Source organism: Bifidobacterium sp. ESL0790, from assembly GCF_029395435.1.
Classification (GTDB): Bacteria; Actinomycetota; Actinomycetes; order Actinomycetales; family Bifidobacteriaceae; genus Bifidobacterium.
The window spans coordinates 223504-238735 of sequence record NZ_CP113915.1; the positions used below are offsets into that span (position 1 = coordinate 223504).

The window sequence follows — 15232 nt, forward strand, 5'->3', positions numbered from 1 at the left end:
TGCATTTGTCAACGTGATGTTCATCACATTACAGATTTTCGCGGTGAACACTGTTTTTGAGAACCTCGGAATATCGCCGATTTTGGATGCTTTTCGTATGATTATTTCTTTTAAAAATAATACTTTTTTGCGTCTTTCGGACGGGTTTTCCGTATATTTGGAGCGCCTGATGGGTAACCAAAACCGGTTTGTCTGAAAGAATCCGTTCTGTACGACTGCGATGGACGCCGTGGGGCTGTATTTTCCTCAGTATAACGTTTGATACGCATTTTTGCGATAAAATCGGTCGTTTGGTGATGGAAAATCGCGAAGCGCTAAGGGGTAAGCGGTGGCGTTGCCACCTGTGGTGTGCTGTCCGTGGAGCCTGCGAGCGCTGTGATGTGAAGCCCGGCTAATGCGGCGAACTTGCAAATCTCAGGCTGCGGGCTCGACCTTCTTTTTGCCGAACTTCGCCTTGAGCAGGCCGACGATGGTCGGCAGCAGCGAGATGGCGAGGATGGCGACGATCACGAGCTCGAAGTTGTCTTGCACCACGGGGATGCCGCCGAAGAAATAGCCGAGGAGGGTGAAAAGCGTGGACCAGGTGAGTCCGCCGAGCATCGAGAACGGCGTGAACCTGCGCCAGCGCATGCCCGAAAGCCCGGAGATGAACGGCATGAACGTGCGGATGAACGGGAAGAAGCGGCCGAGGAAGACGGCGAGCGGGCCCCACTTGTCGATCATGGCCTCGGTTTTGGCGAGGCGCTCGGGGGTCATCGCCTTGACCTTGCCGCTTTCGATGATCTTGCGGCCGAAGAAGTGGCCGATGAAATAGTTGCACTGGTCGCCGATGATGGGCGCGCTCCACACAATCGGGAGCAGCGCGAAAAGCGGCAGCGCGGACTTGCCGGTCACCGCGTCGGGGGCGGCGAAGAAGCCGGCCGCGAACAGCAGCGAGTCGCCGGGCAGGAACGGGAAGAAGACGACGCCGGTCTCGATGAAGACGATGAGGAAGATGAATCCGAGCGTCGGGGCCACGCCCATCGAGATCCAGCCCGCGATGATGGTGCGCGGATCCTTCAGCAGTTCAATGAGGAAGTGGATAAAACCCATGATGTCCCGTCTGTCACGTCTCGAATGCCAACCTTCACCACATTACCAGCGGCCCTCTGCGTAAGTCCTGTGCGCCGCCTGAGTGCCCCATGAATCTGCACAAACCCGGGTTACAAAAGTGGGCGATACGAAAAGTGGAATGGCGGAATTCCAACGATTCATATTTTGCATCTGCCACTTTTGTAACCCGGGTTTGCGAGGTTGGGCGTTCAATTCACTCTTACTTGACGAAATTCCTCTTGATCCACTTGGCCCAGAGGCTCGGCCAGACCTGGGCGCTCGGCTCGATCTGCGCCTCGTTGCCGGCGGCGGCCGTTTCGGCGGTCGCGAGGGCCAGGCTGTGGGGGCCGTGCGGGAAGATGTGCGCCTCGACGGGCACGCCGGCCTCGACGCAGGCGTTGAGGAAGAGCAGCGAGTTCTGCACCGGCACCACCGCGTCGCTGATGGTCTGCCAGATGAAAGTGGTCGGCGTCTTGGCATCCACGTGCTTCTCGCAGGAGATCTCGTCGAGCATCTTCTGGTCGCCCTTGCGCTCGCCGAGCAGCTTGGTGATGGTGCCCTCGTGGCGATATTGGCCGGCGGTGAGCACCGAATAGCCTAGCGCCAGGCCGTTGGGGCGTACTTCGTCGGGGTCGTAGCCGTTCTCGCGGATCACGTCGTCGCCGGTGGTGGTGGCGATGGAGGCCGCGAGCTGGCCGCCGCACGAGAAGCCGATGACGGTGACGGCCTGCGGGTCGACGTGCCAGGCCTCGGCGTTGTCGCGAATCATCTTCATCGCCGCGGCCGCTTCGATGAGCTGCACCGGGTATTGCGAGGGCGCGATGGAGTAACGCAGCACGAACGCCTGCACGCCCGCGCCCAGCGCCATCATCGCGATGGGCTCGGCCTCGCGGTCGGTCACCTTGTTGAAGCCGCCGCCGGGGAAGATGAGCACCGCCGGGCGACGCCGCGCCGGGTCGATCTCGGGCGAGTTGTCGGCGATATAGCCGGTGAGGGTCGCCTCGCTGCCGTCGATGCCTTTGATGGTCTTATGTATATATTGCATGATTTTCGTTCTTCTTCCTCGTATGTGTAACGTGGTCGGCGCCGTCGTTTGCCCTTGATTTTATTGGGTTTTGGGCTATTGGCGGACTGCTTGGGCCACATATGGTTCCGCCGACCCGTTCCACCTCGGATTCTAGAGAGGTTGCCCGACGGTTATGTGGTCGTGTTCACATTTCTGGACAGCCGTTCTTGTCCTTCCTGCCCCTAACAGGCGATTCCTGCCCTTAACGTTCCAATCCTGCCTCAAAAGATACATTTTCGACATGAAAAATGCACTAAAAAGGGCAGGAACGGTACGTTAGGAACAGGAAGGGTCGGCAAACGAGGGATATCGGGGGCGGCGCGTCATCGCGGTGATGGATACTTGAGGTATGAAGACGCAAGAACCTGGAGACAGTGGCAAGTTGGGCTGCGACGATAGCCAAATGAACGGTGACGATATTCGTGATTCAGCGGTAGACGATGAAGAGATGACGGAGGGCGATTCGTCGGTTGATGCCGAAGCTTACGCTGCCGTTACTGCCAGCGACAGCGATTTGGCGTTGGGCGCCGAGCGCAAGACCACCGGTGCCGGGCCGGTCGTTGAAATTCCCAGCGGCACGGTGGTGCTCGCCGCCACGCCGATCGGCAACATGGGCGATGCTTCCGCGCGTCTGGTCGCGTTGCTCGAGCGCGCCGACATCGTGGCCGCGGAGGACACCCGCCGGCTCTACGACCTCGCGAACCGTCTGGGCGTGCACGTGAGCGGCCATGTCATCGCTTACCACGACCACAACGAGCGCGACAAGGCCGACGGACTGCTCGACGAGGTGGAGCAGGGCGCCACGGTCCTGGTCGTTTCGGATGCCGGCATGCCCACCATCAACGACCCCGGCATGGCGATCGTACGCCGTGCCATCGAGCGCAACCTGCCGGTCACTTGTGCTCCTGGGCCGAGCGCCGTGCTCGACGCGCTCGCCCTTTCCGGCTTGCCGACCGATCGGTTCTGCTACGAGGGATTCGTGCCGCGCAAGCACAACGAGCGTGTCCAGCGGTTCCGCTCGCTTCGCGCCGAGCGTAGGACCATCGTTTTCTATGAGACCCTGCATCGCATCGCCGGCACTATGGACGACCTGCTTGAGCAATTCGGCCCGGACCGCCCGATGGCGCTGTGCCGCGAGCTCACCAAGGATTATGAGCAGGTTCGGCGCGGAGGCGTGGCCGAAATTCGCCAGTCCGTGGTTGACGACCCTCCGCGCGGTGAGATCGTCTTGGTTATCGAGGGTGCCAGCGAAGAGGAGGCGCTCGCGCTCGCGGAAAGTTCCGGAGCTGGTCAGGTACTGAGCGTCGCCGATCTGGGCGCTCTCGCCATCGAGCGCTCGAAGGAACAGGGCTTGCGCATCAAGGACGCCATCGCCGAGGTCATCAAGGAGCATCCGCTGCCCGATGGCTCGCTTGCCAATCGCAAGGCCGTCTATGCGGAGACGTTGAAGCTCAAGTAGTTGAAGCAGGCGGACAAGTCCGAGGCATTGACGCAACTTGCCAGCGACCAGCCATTCCAAGTCGTCCAAGCGTCAGCACGAAGGCCGGTTTCGGCTGGATTCCAAGGAGAACAGCCGAACTTACCACCAACTTACCACCTCAAGTGGTAAGTGGTAAGTTAAGTGTTCAGTTAAGTGGTAAGTTGGCTGAACGAATTCATTTTTGATATATGCCTTGGCGGAATGCTTTCCTTGGTGGAATGCTTTTATCAATCGAGCGGTTTGCCGAATGCCACGGAAAGGATTCCTCTTATCATCGCCCGAGCCGTCGCCCGAGCCTATAGCGTTGCTTCGGGCTTCTGGTCGGTTCCGTGGGCTCGACCACTTTCTGCGCGATGAGCTTTTGCAGATGGTTGTTGACGGTGGTTTTCGAAAGTCCCGATGCGTGGGTCAGCTCTTTGGCGGAAACCGAGCCTTGCTTGTTCAGCATTTCCAGAATCGCATGGTCGATATCGGTGTCCGAGCGTTGCGAGGATTCGCTAGCGGTGATGTGCCGCTTATCCATAGTCAGGCTGAAGTATGCGATGGCGTCCTTCGGACGGGGCGGAGACATCAGCGCGTGCTGCAGCTGATCCTCTATCTCACGATAACCAGTTCCGCGGTTTTCGACCACATATCCGCCATCCGGGTAGGGTGTCGTCTCGAGAATATTGGAGAGCCATTGGTTGCGCGAGGCCGAAACGCCATCGTGACCCAAAGTGCGAACCGTCACGGCTCCGAAAAGACCGCCGGGATTGAGTATCTCCAATCGGTCGGCGAATAGATTCACTTGGACTTGCGAGCCGCGCGCATCGGGTGAATAATCCCGGTGCATCAGTGCGTTCGAAACCGCCTCTCTGACCGCCCCGACAGGGTAATCGGGAACATCTTTGCGGAAGGCCCCCTCGATGACCGCGCCCGTCCTGGTGTTTCGTTGCAGGGCCGTGAGTGTGTCGGCGACCATGATCGGTATGGGGCCGATGATGGTTTGGGTGTCGAGGAAGCGCTTGCCGTCGCTGGTTCGTTCCGTTTTGGTTGTGCCGGGGAAGGCGGTGAAAGTTACGTTGAGACGAGGGAAAAACCGCTGCGGGAATTTCCCTAACGCCATGAGCCCGGCCAGGGTCGGTCGCACTTGTTTCCTGTTGTCTTGACGGATGACATGGAGGTCCAGAAGGATGCTTTCGTCATCTTTGGTGCCCAGGATGCGCGGATGCAGTTCGCGTTGCCGGCTGAGGAAAGCCGAAAGCAGTTGGGTGTCAAGGTCGTCGATGGTAGCGGTGGGCACAATGTCGTCATCGAAATCCGGCTGGGAATGCTCCTCGAGAAGGCGGTCGACCTCGTAGGAGCTCAGCCTCATGTCGCCGTCACCCGTCCTGATGAAAGAGCCTTGATAGCAACCGCGGGTGGTGATATAGCAGGGCTTGTCTTTCGGAAGGATTTCGGGGACTTGAGCGTAGACGATTTGCGCGTTTTCGAATGGCAGTATCTTGACCGTGGGGCGCACGATGGGTGTGAGTTTATTGCATTGCGATATCAGAGCGTCTCGCATGGATTTCGCATTGAACTTCGGTGCTGGGGTAAATCCCTTGCGCTCGGAGATACCTAGGATGATGATGCCGCCGTCGCCGTTCGAGAAGGCCGAGAGGGTCTCCACGAGCGTGGCTGGTATTTTCGAGACGCTTTCCTTCACCTCGCAGGTCTGCGTATCGCTGCCAATGGCGCGCATCGAGGCTATCAGCTCGGCTATCGAATCCTGGTCCATGCGGCATCCTTCGGTTTGACGATATGAACTTACCACCAACTTACCACCTCAAGTGGTAAGTGGTAAGTTAAGTGTTCAGTTAAGCGGTAAGTTCGTCAAAACGTTGGGAATATTGGGATTTGCGGACTTATTTCTTGGTTGCCCTGTTACCGAATTTTCTTGGATTTGATTTGGGACGCTTGTCGGTTCGGGCAGATTTTGCCGGTGACTGGTCTTGCGACCGAGGCTCGGAATCGTTGCTATGGCCGTTTTGACTGGCATCGCTTTTGTCACCGTTCTCAGCCTCGTCTTGCGGGACGGGCTTGATGTTTTCGGGGCGCTGGGGAAGCATCTGGCCGGCGGGAATCTCGACGGTGACCAAAGGCATCGGCATCATGCTGGTGTCGAGCTTCGGATTCTCGATTTGGGTGCGCACGAGGAACCTGGCCTCGGCGTCGCTGCCCACCGTCGGCATCGAGCCGGGCAGCGGGGCGCGCGACGACTCGCGCATCACGATGGTGGCGATGCCGCTGAAAATTGCGAAGAACATGATGTAGAAACCGGGCATGTCGTGGTTGCCGGTCATCGTGATCAGCGCCTGCGAGACCAGCGGCGAGGTGCCGCCGAACAGGGAGACCGCGAAATTATACGAAAGCCCCATGCCCGAGAAGCGCGATTCGGTGGGGAAGAGCGCGGGCAGTGTGCTCGCCGAGACGCCGGCGTAGAAGGCGACGGGCACGGCGAGCATCGCCAGCGCGCCCTGGATTGACCAGAACGTGCCGTGATGCAGCAGCTGGAAGGCCGGGTAGACCAGCACGAAGGTGGAGATGACGGCGACGGCGTAGACCGGCTTGCGGCCCACAATATCCGAAAGGTGGCCGATGAGCGGCAGGCACAGCGCCATGATGATGAGCACGGGCACGGTCGCGGCGGCGGCCATCGTGGGCGTGGTGCCGACCTCCTCGCGCAGGTAGGTCGGCATGTAGCTGGTGAGCAGATAGCCGGCCGTGTTGGTGGCCGCCACGATGGCGACGGCGATGAGCAGGCGACGCCAGTGGCGCTTGATGACGTAGAGCATCGTGCCGGGGCGGTCCCACGCGGAAACCTGTTCCCAAGCGGCCTCGTGGGCCACATGCGAGATCTCGTGCTGCTCCTCTTTCTGCCGTTCCTGGTGCGCCGCGAACTGCGGGGTTTCGGGGATGTGGCTACGCAGCGCCATCGCGAGGATGCCCAGTGGGATGGTCAGGAGATAAGGAATGCGCCAGCCACCGTTGACCATCGCGCTCGCGCCCCAGCCGTGTTCGGCAATCGTGGTGGTGATGGCCACCATCGCGGCGCCGAACGCCGAGCCGATGTAGGAGCCCATGTCGAGCCAGGCGCTGTAGAAGCCGCGTTTGCGGTCGGGCGAGAACTCGGAGATATAGGTGGTCGCGCCGGAATACTCGCCGCCGGTCGAGAAGCCCTGCACCATCTGCAGCGCGTAAAGCGGAACGATGGCCCACGCGCCGATCTGCTTGCTGGTGGGCAAAATGCCGATGAGCGCGGTGGAGACCACCATCATGCCCATCGTCAGGAACAGCACCTTCTGGCGGCCCACGCGGTCGCCGAGCGGCCCGAGCACGATACCGCCGAGAGGCCGGACGAGGAAGCTCACGGCGAATCCAAGCAGCATCACGATCAGGCTCATGCTCTTCGGCAGTCCGCTGGTGAAGACGCTCGCCATCGTCACCGCGAGGTAGCCATAAATGCCGAAATCGTACCATTCCATGAAGTTGCCGACCACGGTGCCCGCGATGGCTTGCTTCAGCGTCTTCTCCTCGACGACGGTGACGTCCTTTTGGCGCAGGAACTGGCGGCGCAGCTGGACTTTCTGCATCTTCGGCTGCTCGGGTGCCTTTGCCGCGCCCTTATGTCGCCAGCCGGGCAGATGGGGGTGCGGGATGTGCGGATGCGGCATATGAGGGTGGGGCATATGAAGAGAGGAATGGTGTTGATGGTTATGCGATTCTGGCATCACAACCTCCATGCTTTCTGTGGTGGCATCCTTGTGCCGCCTGGTGTCGGCGCCCGCCGGTTCGTGCTTTCCGGCGCGCGCGTTGGCGCTCGTGTTTGCGAGCCGGGGCGCGTTGGTTCCGCCATGGGCTTTGTTATCCGCGGCTTCGTGAGCGCACTGGTTCGTGCGTTCGGCCGCTTGCGTGTGGCCTCGTATGGCCTCGTGTACTGCGGTCGCGTGATTGCCCGCCGGTTCCCGCGTGTGTGCTCGCGCCTTGCTTGTCCGGCTGCGCGTCGTGTGGGGTTCCCGAGCCTCGCTACGTGACGTCTGGCAATCACGGTCGTTCCAACCGCCTTTCGTCGGCGCCGAATCTTGCTCCGGTACCTGGCGAGTCCGTTTTCCTTCCCGGTTCTGGCTCTTTTTGTTTCGCGATCCATCGGTGCCGAGGCCCGATGGCCGCCAAAGATGTCTCTATAGTTTATCGTTTTCTTTCGTTTCGGGACGATTATTGGACGGGAGTTGAGGATTTTTGTCGTGCTAAAGCGTTTTTGCAAAGGCTTCTCAGGTTCGCTGACAATCCGCTGAAAACGTCTCTGCTCATTGAGATTTGCGGGGTTCAAACGGTTTGCGTGAGTTTCGGTTTTCGTGCTGCTTCACGGCTTAGCCACTGGCGAAACCTGTTGGGTTATTTTTGGCCTTTGTTGGCGCGGTTCGCGGCTTTGGGCTCAGTGCTTTTGTGGCACGGTGGCAGACTCCGGGATTCATAGTTATGTACCCATGTATTTGTCCCTCCCGCATTTCGCGGTCAATATCATGTATTGACACCATGCCGCCTTCAAACAAGCCTCATGCGTTTACCTCCGTCTTCACCTCGCCGAAGAGCACCTCAAAGCCTTCGCGCACACCGGGACCGCCCGCCTGCGAGACGGCCTCCAGCAACTCTGGAGTGGCGGCGGGATTGGCGATGATCCACTTGCGCAGCTGCGGCGCGAACTCGACGATGTACCACAGCACCTCCTCGTCGGTGCTCGCGTCGCAGGCCACCAGCGGGGTGAGGCGCAAGGGTGGCTCCGGGGGAGCGGATTGACCGTCCGCGTGCTGGTGTCGCGCGCTAGGTTGGTCATCCTGGTTGCTCGCCATGCCTCGCAGCCGGTTGGCGGGTTTGTGGTCGTTCTCGTCCCGCTTGCCAGCGTGCTTTCGGCGTCGCCATCGCCACGGCCAGCGTCGTCTTCGCTCTGGCTTCTCAGGATGGCGGTCGGCTCCGTCACCAGCATGTTCATTGTCGCTGTGTTTCGTCTCAAGCGCGTCAGATAACCGGTTCTGCGTGGTCTCGTCGGTTCTGCTCCTCCTCATTCTCCGTTCATCTCCTTTCATGTTGACGGCTCGAAATGCGCAGCGATGCCGCCACTTCCAATGCTGACAACAGTTCGCCAGGAAAGTCGCGATTGGTATCGCTGATAATTCAGTGATAAAGCGTTTTAGCACCTAAGGTGACTTCTGCGAATTACCTCGCAAAAGAGCTTCGTCTCATCCCTCAAAGCCGAAACCCTTCAAAAGCAAAACTGGATGGCCCTGAAGAACGACCTCGCCCGCGGGGCGTTGTGCCAGAAGCGGTTGGCATCAAGAATTTCAAGGCAATCGCCGGCCTTGATGTGGTACTCGCGGATCATGGCGCATATGGTCTCCTTGCGTCCCTTCGCGTCCATCTCCTCATCCGGCAGCAGCGCGATGTCGCAGGCCGTGCGTGTGGGCGAGGTGAGCCTGAGCCCTGCGATCTCACTGACCTGGCCGGGTGGCGCTTTGCGGTTGAACGTCTCGATCGGCCGGCCGTAGACTATCGAGCGGTAATGCGAATCCGAAATCACCTTGATGACATCGGGGAACGCGCCGCCCATCCACGTCCACAGCGCGCTCGTGGAGCAGGCGATGCAGGCGCGCGGCACCACGTTGGTCATGATGCGCCCACGGCCGAAGAGGCTGTCGGAATACTCGCAGAGGTAGCCGTTACGCTCGTCGAGCTGGTGCACCGCGCCGTAATCGTCCAGGCGGCTCATGCTCAGCGGGCCGGGCAGGTCCTTGTTGCTCGTGAGCATGGGCGGGCCATAGACCGGCGGCGGGATGGTGGAGCGCTGGATGATCGTGCCGTTGGCGGCGCCGGGGTTGGCGGGGGCGGTGCCGTTGCCGGTATAGGTGTTCGGCGCGTAGGCGCTCGCGGTGCGGGCGGCGTTGGCGCTGCGGGCGTTTGCCGCGTAGGCATTGGCGTTCGGGGCGGTTTTGAACGTCCCGACCGGTGTCATTCGCGATGCCGTTTGTGGTCTTGCTTGTGTATGCATTGTCGTGTTCATGGCTGCCAGCGTAGGGGTGTTTTAGGCGTCGCGCGAATGTGAAGAACGAAAAAGTGCATATGTGGATAACTTCGCGCGATGTAATGCAAAATGTGGACGACACTGTGAACAAGTCCCGCGCGGCCTGATAGTTATTGACCTGCGATAGATGAAAGCGCGACGGATGCGGTTTTGCTGTCCCCGCTGGGCCCAATAATCGGTAGTTATGACTCATATTTTGGTGAACGTTGCATGGCCGTATGCGAACGGCCCCCGCCACATCGGCCACGTGGCCGGTTTCGGCGTGCCCTCGGATGTCTACGCGCGCTTCGAGCGCATGAAGGGCAACGATGTCCTCATGGTCTCGGGCACCGACGAGCACGGCACCCCCATCCTCGTGGAGGCCGACAAGGAGGGTGTGGGCCCACAGGAGCTCGCCAACCGCTACAACCGCGTGATCGCCAAGGACCTCTGCGACCTCGGCCTGAGCTACGACCTCTTCACCCGCACCACCACGGGCAACCACGAGCACGTCGTCCAGGAGATGTTCAAGCAGTGCCTGAAGAACGGATATATCTATAAGGGCAAGCAGAAGGTCGCCATCTCGCCTTCCACCGGCCGCACCCTGCCCGACCGCTACATCGAGGGCACCTGCCCGATCTGCGGGGCCGACGGCGCCCGCGGCGACCAGTGCGACAACTGCGGCAACGAGCTCGATCCCGACGAGCTGATCAACCCGGTCTCGAAGATCAACGGCGAGACGCCGCGCTTCGAGGAGACCGAACACTTCTTCCTCGATCTGCCGGCGCTCGCCGAGGCGAACCTCACGTGGCTCAAGTCGCGCGAGGGTTGGCGCACCAACGTCATCAACTTCTCGCTCGGCCTCTTCAAGGAGGTCAAGCCGCGCGCCATCACCCGCGACATCGACTGGGGCATCCCCGTGCCCGTCGACGGCTGGATCGACAACCCCAACAAGAAGCTTTACGTGTGGTTTGATGCGGTGATCGGCTATCTTTCGGCCTCCATCGAGTGGGCGCGCCGCAAGGGCGAGCCCGACGCATGGAAGCGTTGGTGGAATGACCCGAAGTCGCCCGCCTATTACTTCATGGGCAAGGACAACATCACCTTCCACTCCCAGATCTGGCCCTCCGAGATCCTCGCCTACGACGGCAAGGGCTCCAAGGGCGGCGAGCCTGGCGAGTTCGGTGAGCTCAACCTGCCCGAGCAGGTGGTGGCCAGCGAGTTCATGACCATGGAGGGCAAGAAGTTCAGCTCCTCGCGTGGCATCGTCATCTACGTCAAGGACATCCTGGCGCGCTACCCGGTTGACGCGGTGCGCTATTACATCTCCGTGGCTGGCCCCGAGACCTCCGACGCCGATTTCACCTGGTCCGAGTTCGTGCGCCACAACAATGAGGAGCTCGCCGCGAGCTGGGGCAACCTGGTCAATCGCGTGGCCAACCTCATGTACAAGAATTTCGGCGAGATTCCCGAGCTTGACGAGGATTCCATGACCACCGAGGACCGCGCGCTGCTGGAGGAGACCGCGGCCGCCTTCGACGTGGTCGGCGGGCTCATCGAGCGTCACCACCAGAAGAACGCCCTCAACGAGGCGATGAAGGTGGTCGGTGACATCAACAAGTACATCTCGGCCGTGGAGCCTTGGAAGATTAAGGACGACGAGAAGCGCCTGGGCACCGTGCTGCACACCTGCGCGCAGGCCGTCTCGGACGCGAACCACCTGCTCGCCCCGTTCCTGCCCCATTCGGCGCAGAAGGTGTGGGAGGCGCTGGGCGGCACCGGCACGTTCTCGCCACTGCCGCATCTTGAGGAGGTCGAGGATCTCGACAAGCCCGGCTTCAAGTACCCGATCATCACCGGCGACTACACGCTCGGCGAGACGGTGCACCCCTGGGAGAGCGAGACCTTGGTGGCCGGCACGCCCGTGCCCAAGCCACATCCGATCTTTGAGAAGATTCCGCCCGAGGCCGTGGACGAGGAGCTCGCTCGCTTCGATGCCGACCTCAAGGCCCGTCAGGAGGCCGAGTCCGAGCGCCTTGCCGAGGCGAAGGCCAAGCTCGCTGAGGAAGGCGAGGGCGGTTCCGATAACGCCTAAGTGAGGTTTGGATTTGCTCGGGTTTAGGGCTCGAGCCGATTCGGCTTCGCCTGACTTTGTGGCCCAATAGCATGTAATCCGATTGGAACGGGAGGTTCGCGCATCAAGCGTGGCCCTGTTCGTTCCAACCGGGTTTCGTCGTCTGTGAGCTGAAATATGTGGTTTGCCGGGGAGGCGAAGGGGTTGCCAGTCTATCGGTGAACGATGGAATATGTTGCACAAAGCAGACGAAACGGTTGATAATGCTACAAATGTGCTTATATACACAAAACCTTTACAGAATTTTCAGAACCTTCTAAGCTTCACGTCGCGTAACTCTAAGAAACATGCGGTTATATTAATCATGTCAGCGATTTCGATTGTTGGCGGAGTCCCATCTGGAACTTCATAATTGAACCTTCTTCTCTCTTCTCTCTCGCCCGGCGGCTTTCTCTCCGCCGGGCTTTCTCTTTTCCGCGTCTGGTGTGTTGTGGGCTCCGTAGCTGGCATGATTTGTCTCGTTGCGGTCGTTCTTGGGTCCATGGGTTGCGAGTGGAAGGAGTTGATTTGGCAGCCGTGTCATCAAGGCATCGAATGCCAAAATCTAATAATAATTTTAATTAGATAATGTAATATCGTTTGTATGAGACCTGTACGACCGACATTGAGAGCGTTGCGTGATTTGCTATCGCTTCCAGACGATCTTTTTCTATCCGGTACTCCTTTACGGCAATTGAAGGAGAACATCAGAAGGGGAGATTCTGACGCGCTCTATGGAATTGATTTATCGTCATTGAAACATCGTCTGCTCATCGAGGCCAATTCAATCGTCGATCGTGGGTTTAATGGCGATCGGTATAAGGCGGCTAGCAAATCAGCGGGGCGTCCGGTATATGAGATTAGAGATAATTCCTCGGGTTGTCGTGGAGCCATGATTTTGGATGACGATGGTGACCCTTGGCTGGTTTATGCCGGTTCGCATGATTGGTCCGATGCGAAGGTCGCGAATCTACTTACGAAGTCACGCTCTCGATATTGGATGCCCACTGATTTGGATATGGGAATCCGCAAAGGCGAGGATGCATGGTTGGCTTCAAGGCGGGAGGCTGTGGGTATTTTGGATTCCTTGATTCGAAGTGTCCACGGAGCCCTTCAATCTTCAAATGAAACTGGCGAATTCAGACTGCCAAAGGTCGGAGCCAATCCCGGAAGACTTGTGGACGTTGAAATCATCTCTTTTAAAGGACAACCGTTGCCTTTGGGACAGTCGGGCGGCACGGACGCTTATATGACATTGGCGATAAAGGGGAAATCTTATGACAAGGATTCCCGCCAACGTTTGAACCGTGCGGTTTCTTATCTGAAACCTCAAGAGATTAATTTTGACGTTTTGCAGGAAGATGGGTCTGTGTACATGGAGGTGACCGTTAGCGAGGCGGTCATAGCGCAGCTCTACGCTTCCGTCTGTTTGTCATCTGAGAAGGGGCAAACAGTGTCGAGGCAGATGCCTGATGCCGTTTGTGGGCCGCAGCGGGTTCTTCACTATGTCGACACGGAGAGCTTTGTGCAGGGAATGGTTTTTGGGAAGTCCGCATTGTCTCTTTGCGGAGTTTGGTTTATCCCAAGTGAAGATGAGTCATCGGGAAAGCCGGTTTGTGAGGGGTGCGAGAGGGTTAAACCCATATTCGACAGTTTGCATCGCGGAAGAGTGTGAGACTCAATAACGAGGACGGTGTCTATTCCTGGACTGGTCCGCTTGTTCTGTGGCGACTGAAAATTATGGAATTATGAGATAAAGGTTCCTGAACCTGTTTGAGCTCAAAAATGACGTCCACTCGTTGTGTGAAAGCGCATGGACGTCATTTTTCTGTCTTGGAGGTATTTCGTCGAATTTTGAAGTGGCTTGAGGTTTCTAGGTTTCTAAGGTTTATAAATCCGCGAACATGTCTGCGATTTCCTTGGATTGTTTTTCGTTCAGGCCTGAAGCCTCATTGGCGATGCGGCGGTCCTGCTCGTCTTGTGTGGTGGCCGCGGCCTCGGCATATTCCGCCATGGCCTGTTCGTGACGCTTGATGTAGTCAGCGAGGTCGTGGCTGGAGATTTTGTAATGGGAGCCGGTCTTGTCGAACTTGAGTAGGCCTTTGTCGATTAAATGACGCACGTAAGGACGGCTTACGCCCAAGACTTTTGCCGCCTGTTCCGGGGACATTTCCTTTTCGGCGATGAAGATGGAGGCTTCGCCCGCCAGCATCTCGCGCAGGACGATGGCGATCGGCGAGTCTGGGCGCATATGTGTGAGGGCGTCTTTGACGTCCGCGATATCCTGCTGTTTGAGCTGGTTTGAAGTGATGTGCTCAAGTACTTTAGTCATGGTGGCTCCAACGTTTCTTCTACTATCTGTGTCTGCACTGTCACTAACTGCAATAAGTGTAACAACTGAAATAACTATAACACATATTATGGCTTTAGAAGTTTCATCGAAAGCAAATATGAACTTTGATTGAATAATCGGTAATCGCAATTAGCAGTTGGTTGTTGTTTTGGTTATAGGCATATTTTTGTGCACAAAAGAGGTCGGTGAGGCGTGTTTATCGGCCTGTTTTGGGCATAGGAGGATTGGTGTGCCTGGAAGAGGGCAGCAAGAGAAATCTGGCCATGCGGTATAAAGCCGATCGGGTGAGAATGTTTCCAGGGGAAGCCGCGCCTAACGCTGTTGGCGCTCGGCGTCATCCAATGATTCGAAGCCGCCCAAGAGCACTGTGTTGCGGATCGTCTCTTCGGTGAGGTTGTGGCCGGACTTCGCCAAGGTTTCGATGAAGCGACGGTAGAGGTCGAACGTGGCGTCGGAGTAAGTGCCGAGTTCGCCACGCAGGTAGGTCTCGAACGAGGTGGATTCCTCGGTGTCCTCGGCGGTGCGCAGCACGCGCATCTCGCGGCCGAGCTTGGGGTAGCGCCCGCGGAAATCATCGGCCCACGCCACCTGCCGGCTGATGACGGGCTCCTGTGCCGTCACGCGCTCAGCCGAGAGACGTGGAATGTAGGGCTCGATGTTGCGCCGGAACTCGTCGGGGAAGGTGGAGGCCATCATGCGCCCGTACTTCTCAGTGATGAGGTTGCGACCGACGCGGTCCGATTCGTCCAGGTCGCGCGCGTAGCTGGTGAGCAGCGGAGTGGGCCAAGTGAGGAACTGGCTCATGCGCATTTGATGGAAAGTCGGCCAGTTGCCTTGGCACGCGGCGCGCCCGCCCTCGTTGTCGGTGCGCTGGAACTGGTCCCACTCGTGCTTCACCACGCGCTCGATTAGGTCGAGGTCCGGCCTGGAATCCTGCCTGCTGTGCCCGGAATCCTGCCCGCCGCCATCGGCGCCTTGCCCGTTCTGCTTCATTGCTGCCTCTGCCATGGTCGACTCGCTTTCCTGCGTTTCATCGTATTCGCGCGGCCTGA

11 protein-coding genes are annotated in these 15232 nt (G+C 58.7%); 3 read left to right on the top strand and 8 right to left on the bottom strand.

What is annotated here, in order from left to right; all coding sequences use genetic code 11:
* Window positions 1-414: 414 nt before the first annotated feature.
* Window positions 415-1092 carry a VTT domain-containing protein gene (locus OZY47_RS00740; protein WP_277178053.1) on the bottom strand — a complete coding sequence of 226 codons (678 nt, stop codon included), beginning with the start codon at window positions 1090-1092 and terminating at the stop codon, window positions 415-417.
* A gap of 220 nt (window positions 1093-1312) precedes the next feature.
* The gene (locus tag OZY47_RS00745; RefSeq protein WP_277178054.1) at window positions 1313-2137 is read right to left on the bottom strand and encodes an alpha/beta hydrolase; all 825 of its coding nucleotides are present in this window, start codon (window positions 2135-2137) and stop codon (window positions 1313-1315) included.
* A gap of 370 nt (window positions 2138-2507) precedes the next feature.
* On the opposite strand from OZY47_RS00745, the gene rsmI reads away from it, so the two are divergent.
* Window positions 2508-3617, top strand: a complete 1110-nt coding sequence (rsmI, locus tag OZY47_RS00750) for a 16S rRNA (cytidine(1402)-2'-O)-methyltransferase (RefSeq protein ID WP_277178055.1) — start codon at window positions 2508-2510, stop codon at window positions 3615-3617.
* Between the two features lie 292 nt (window positions 3618-3909).
* Here the strand turns inward: rsmI and OZY47_RS00755 are convergent, their stop codons facing one another.
* From OZY47_RS00755 to OZY47_RS00770, 4 genes are all read right to left on the bottom strand, one after another.
* On the bottom strand, window positions 3910-5361 hold the full coding sequence (locus OZY47_RS00755; RefSeq protein ID WP_277178056.1) for an ATP-binding protein: 1452 nt from the start codon (window positions 5359-5361) through the stop codon (window positions 3910-3912).
* A gap of 163 nt (window positions 5362-5524) precedes the next feature.
* Complete coding sequence (locus OZY47_RS00760) at window positions 5525-7390, bottom strand: MFS transporter (RefSeq protein WP_277178058.1); 1866 nt, start codon at window positions 7388-7390, stop codon at window positions 5525-5527.
* An 825-nt stretch (window positions 7391-8215) separates the two neighbouring features.
* Window positions 8216-8722: a hypothetical protein gene (locus OZY47_RS00765; RefSeq protein WP_277178059.1), complete on the bottom strand. Its 507-nt coding sequence runs from the start codon at window positions 8720-8722 to the stop codon at window positions 8216-8218.
* A 197-nt stretch (window positions 8723-8919) separates the two neighbouring features.
* Complete coding sequence (locus OZY47_RS00770; RefSeq protein ID WP_277178060.1) at window positions 8920-9666, bottom strand: hypothetical protein; 747 nt, start codon at window positions 9664-9666, stop codon at window positions 8920-8922.
* A gap of 253 nt (window positions 9667-9919) precedes the next feature.
* On the opposite strand from OZY47_RS00770, the gene metG reads away from it, so the two are divergent.
* Together metG and OZY47_RS00780 are read left to right on the top strand one after the other, a co-directional pair.
* Window positions 9920-11809, top strand: a complete 1890-nt coding sequence (gene metG, locus OZY47_RS00775) for a methionine--tRNA ligase (protein ID WP_277178061.1) — start codon at window positions 9920-9922, stop codon at window positions 11807-11809.
* Window positions 11810-12461: 652 nt separating this feature from the next.
* Window positions 12462-13502 (top strand): DUF3039 domain-containing protein, encoded by a 1041-nt coding sequence (locus OZY47_RS00780; protein WP_277178062.1) that lies wholly within the window; start codon window positions 12462-12464, stop codon window positions 13500-13502.
* 213 nt (window positions 13503-13715) lie between these two features.
* Here the strand turns inward: OZY47_RS00780 and OZY47_RS00785 are convergent, their stop codons facing one another.
* Together OZY47_RS00785 and OZY47_RS00790 are read right to left on the bottom strand one after the other, a co-directional pair.
* The gene (locus OZY47_RS00785; protein ID WP_277178063.1) at window positions 13716-14159 is read right to left on the bottom strand and encodes an excisionase family DNA-binding protein; all 444 of its coding nucleotides are present in this window, start codon (window positions 14157-14159) and stop codon (window positions 13716-13718) included.
* Window positions 14160-14492: 333 nt separating this feature from the next.
* Complete coding sequence (locus OZY47_RS00790; protein ID WP_277178064.1) at window positions 14493-15188, bottom strand: DUF4125 family protein; 696 nt, start codon at window positions 15186-15188, stop codon at window positions 14493-14495.
* Window positions 15189-15232 lie beyond the last annotated feature (44 nt).

Coding starts and splice junctions, on each gene's coding strand:
- OZY47_RS00790 (WP_277178064.1), bottom strand. CDS start 15,188: ATGGCAGAGGCAGCAATGAAGCAGAACGGGCAAGGCGCCGATGGCGGC.
- OZY47_RS00785 (WP_277178063.1), bottom strand. CDS start 14,159: ATGACTAAAGTACTTGAGCACATCACTTCAAACCAGCTCAAACAGCAG.
- OZY47_RS00770 (WP_277178060.1), bottom strand. CDS start 9,666: ATGACACCGGTCGGGACGTTCAAAACCGCCCCGAACGCCAATGCCTAC.
- OZY47_RS00755 (WP_277178056.1), bottom strand. CDS start 5,361: ATGCGCGCCATTGGCAGCGATACGCAGACCTGCGAGGTGAAGGAAAGC.
- OZY47_RS00760 (WP_277178058.1), bottom strand. CDS start 7,390: ATGCCAGAATCGCATAACCATCAACACCATTCCTCTCTTCATATGCCC.
- metG (WP_277178061.1), top strand. CDS start 9,920: ATGACTCATATTTTGGTGAACGTTGCATGGCCGTATGCGAACGGCCCC.
- rsmI (WP_277178055.1), top strand. CDS start 2,508: ATGAAGACGCAAGAACCTGGAGACAGTGGCAAGTTGGGCTGCGACGAT.
- OZY47_RS00740 (WP_277178053.1), bottom strand. CDS start 1,092: ATGGGTTTTATCCACTTCCTCATTGAACTGCTGAAGGATCCGCGCACC.
- OZY47_RS00745 (WP_277178054.1), bottom strand. CDS start 2,137: ATGCAATATATACATAAGACCATCAAAGGCATCGACGGCAGCGAGGCG.
- OZY47_RS00765 (WP_277178059.1), bottom strand. CDS start 8,722: ATGAGGAGGAGCAGAACCGACGAGACCACGCAGAACCGGTTATCTGAC.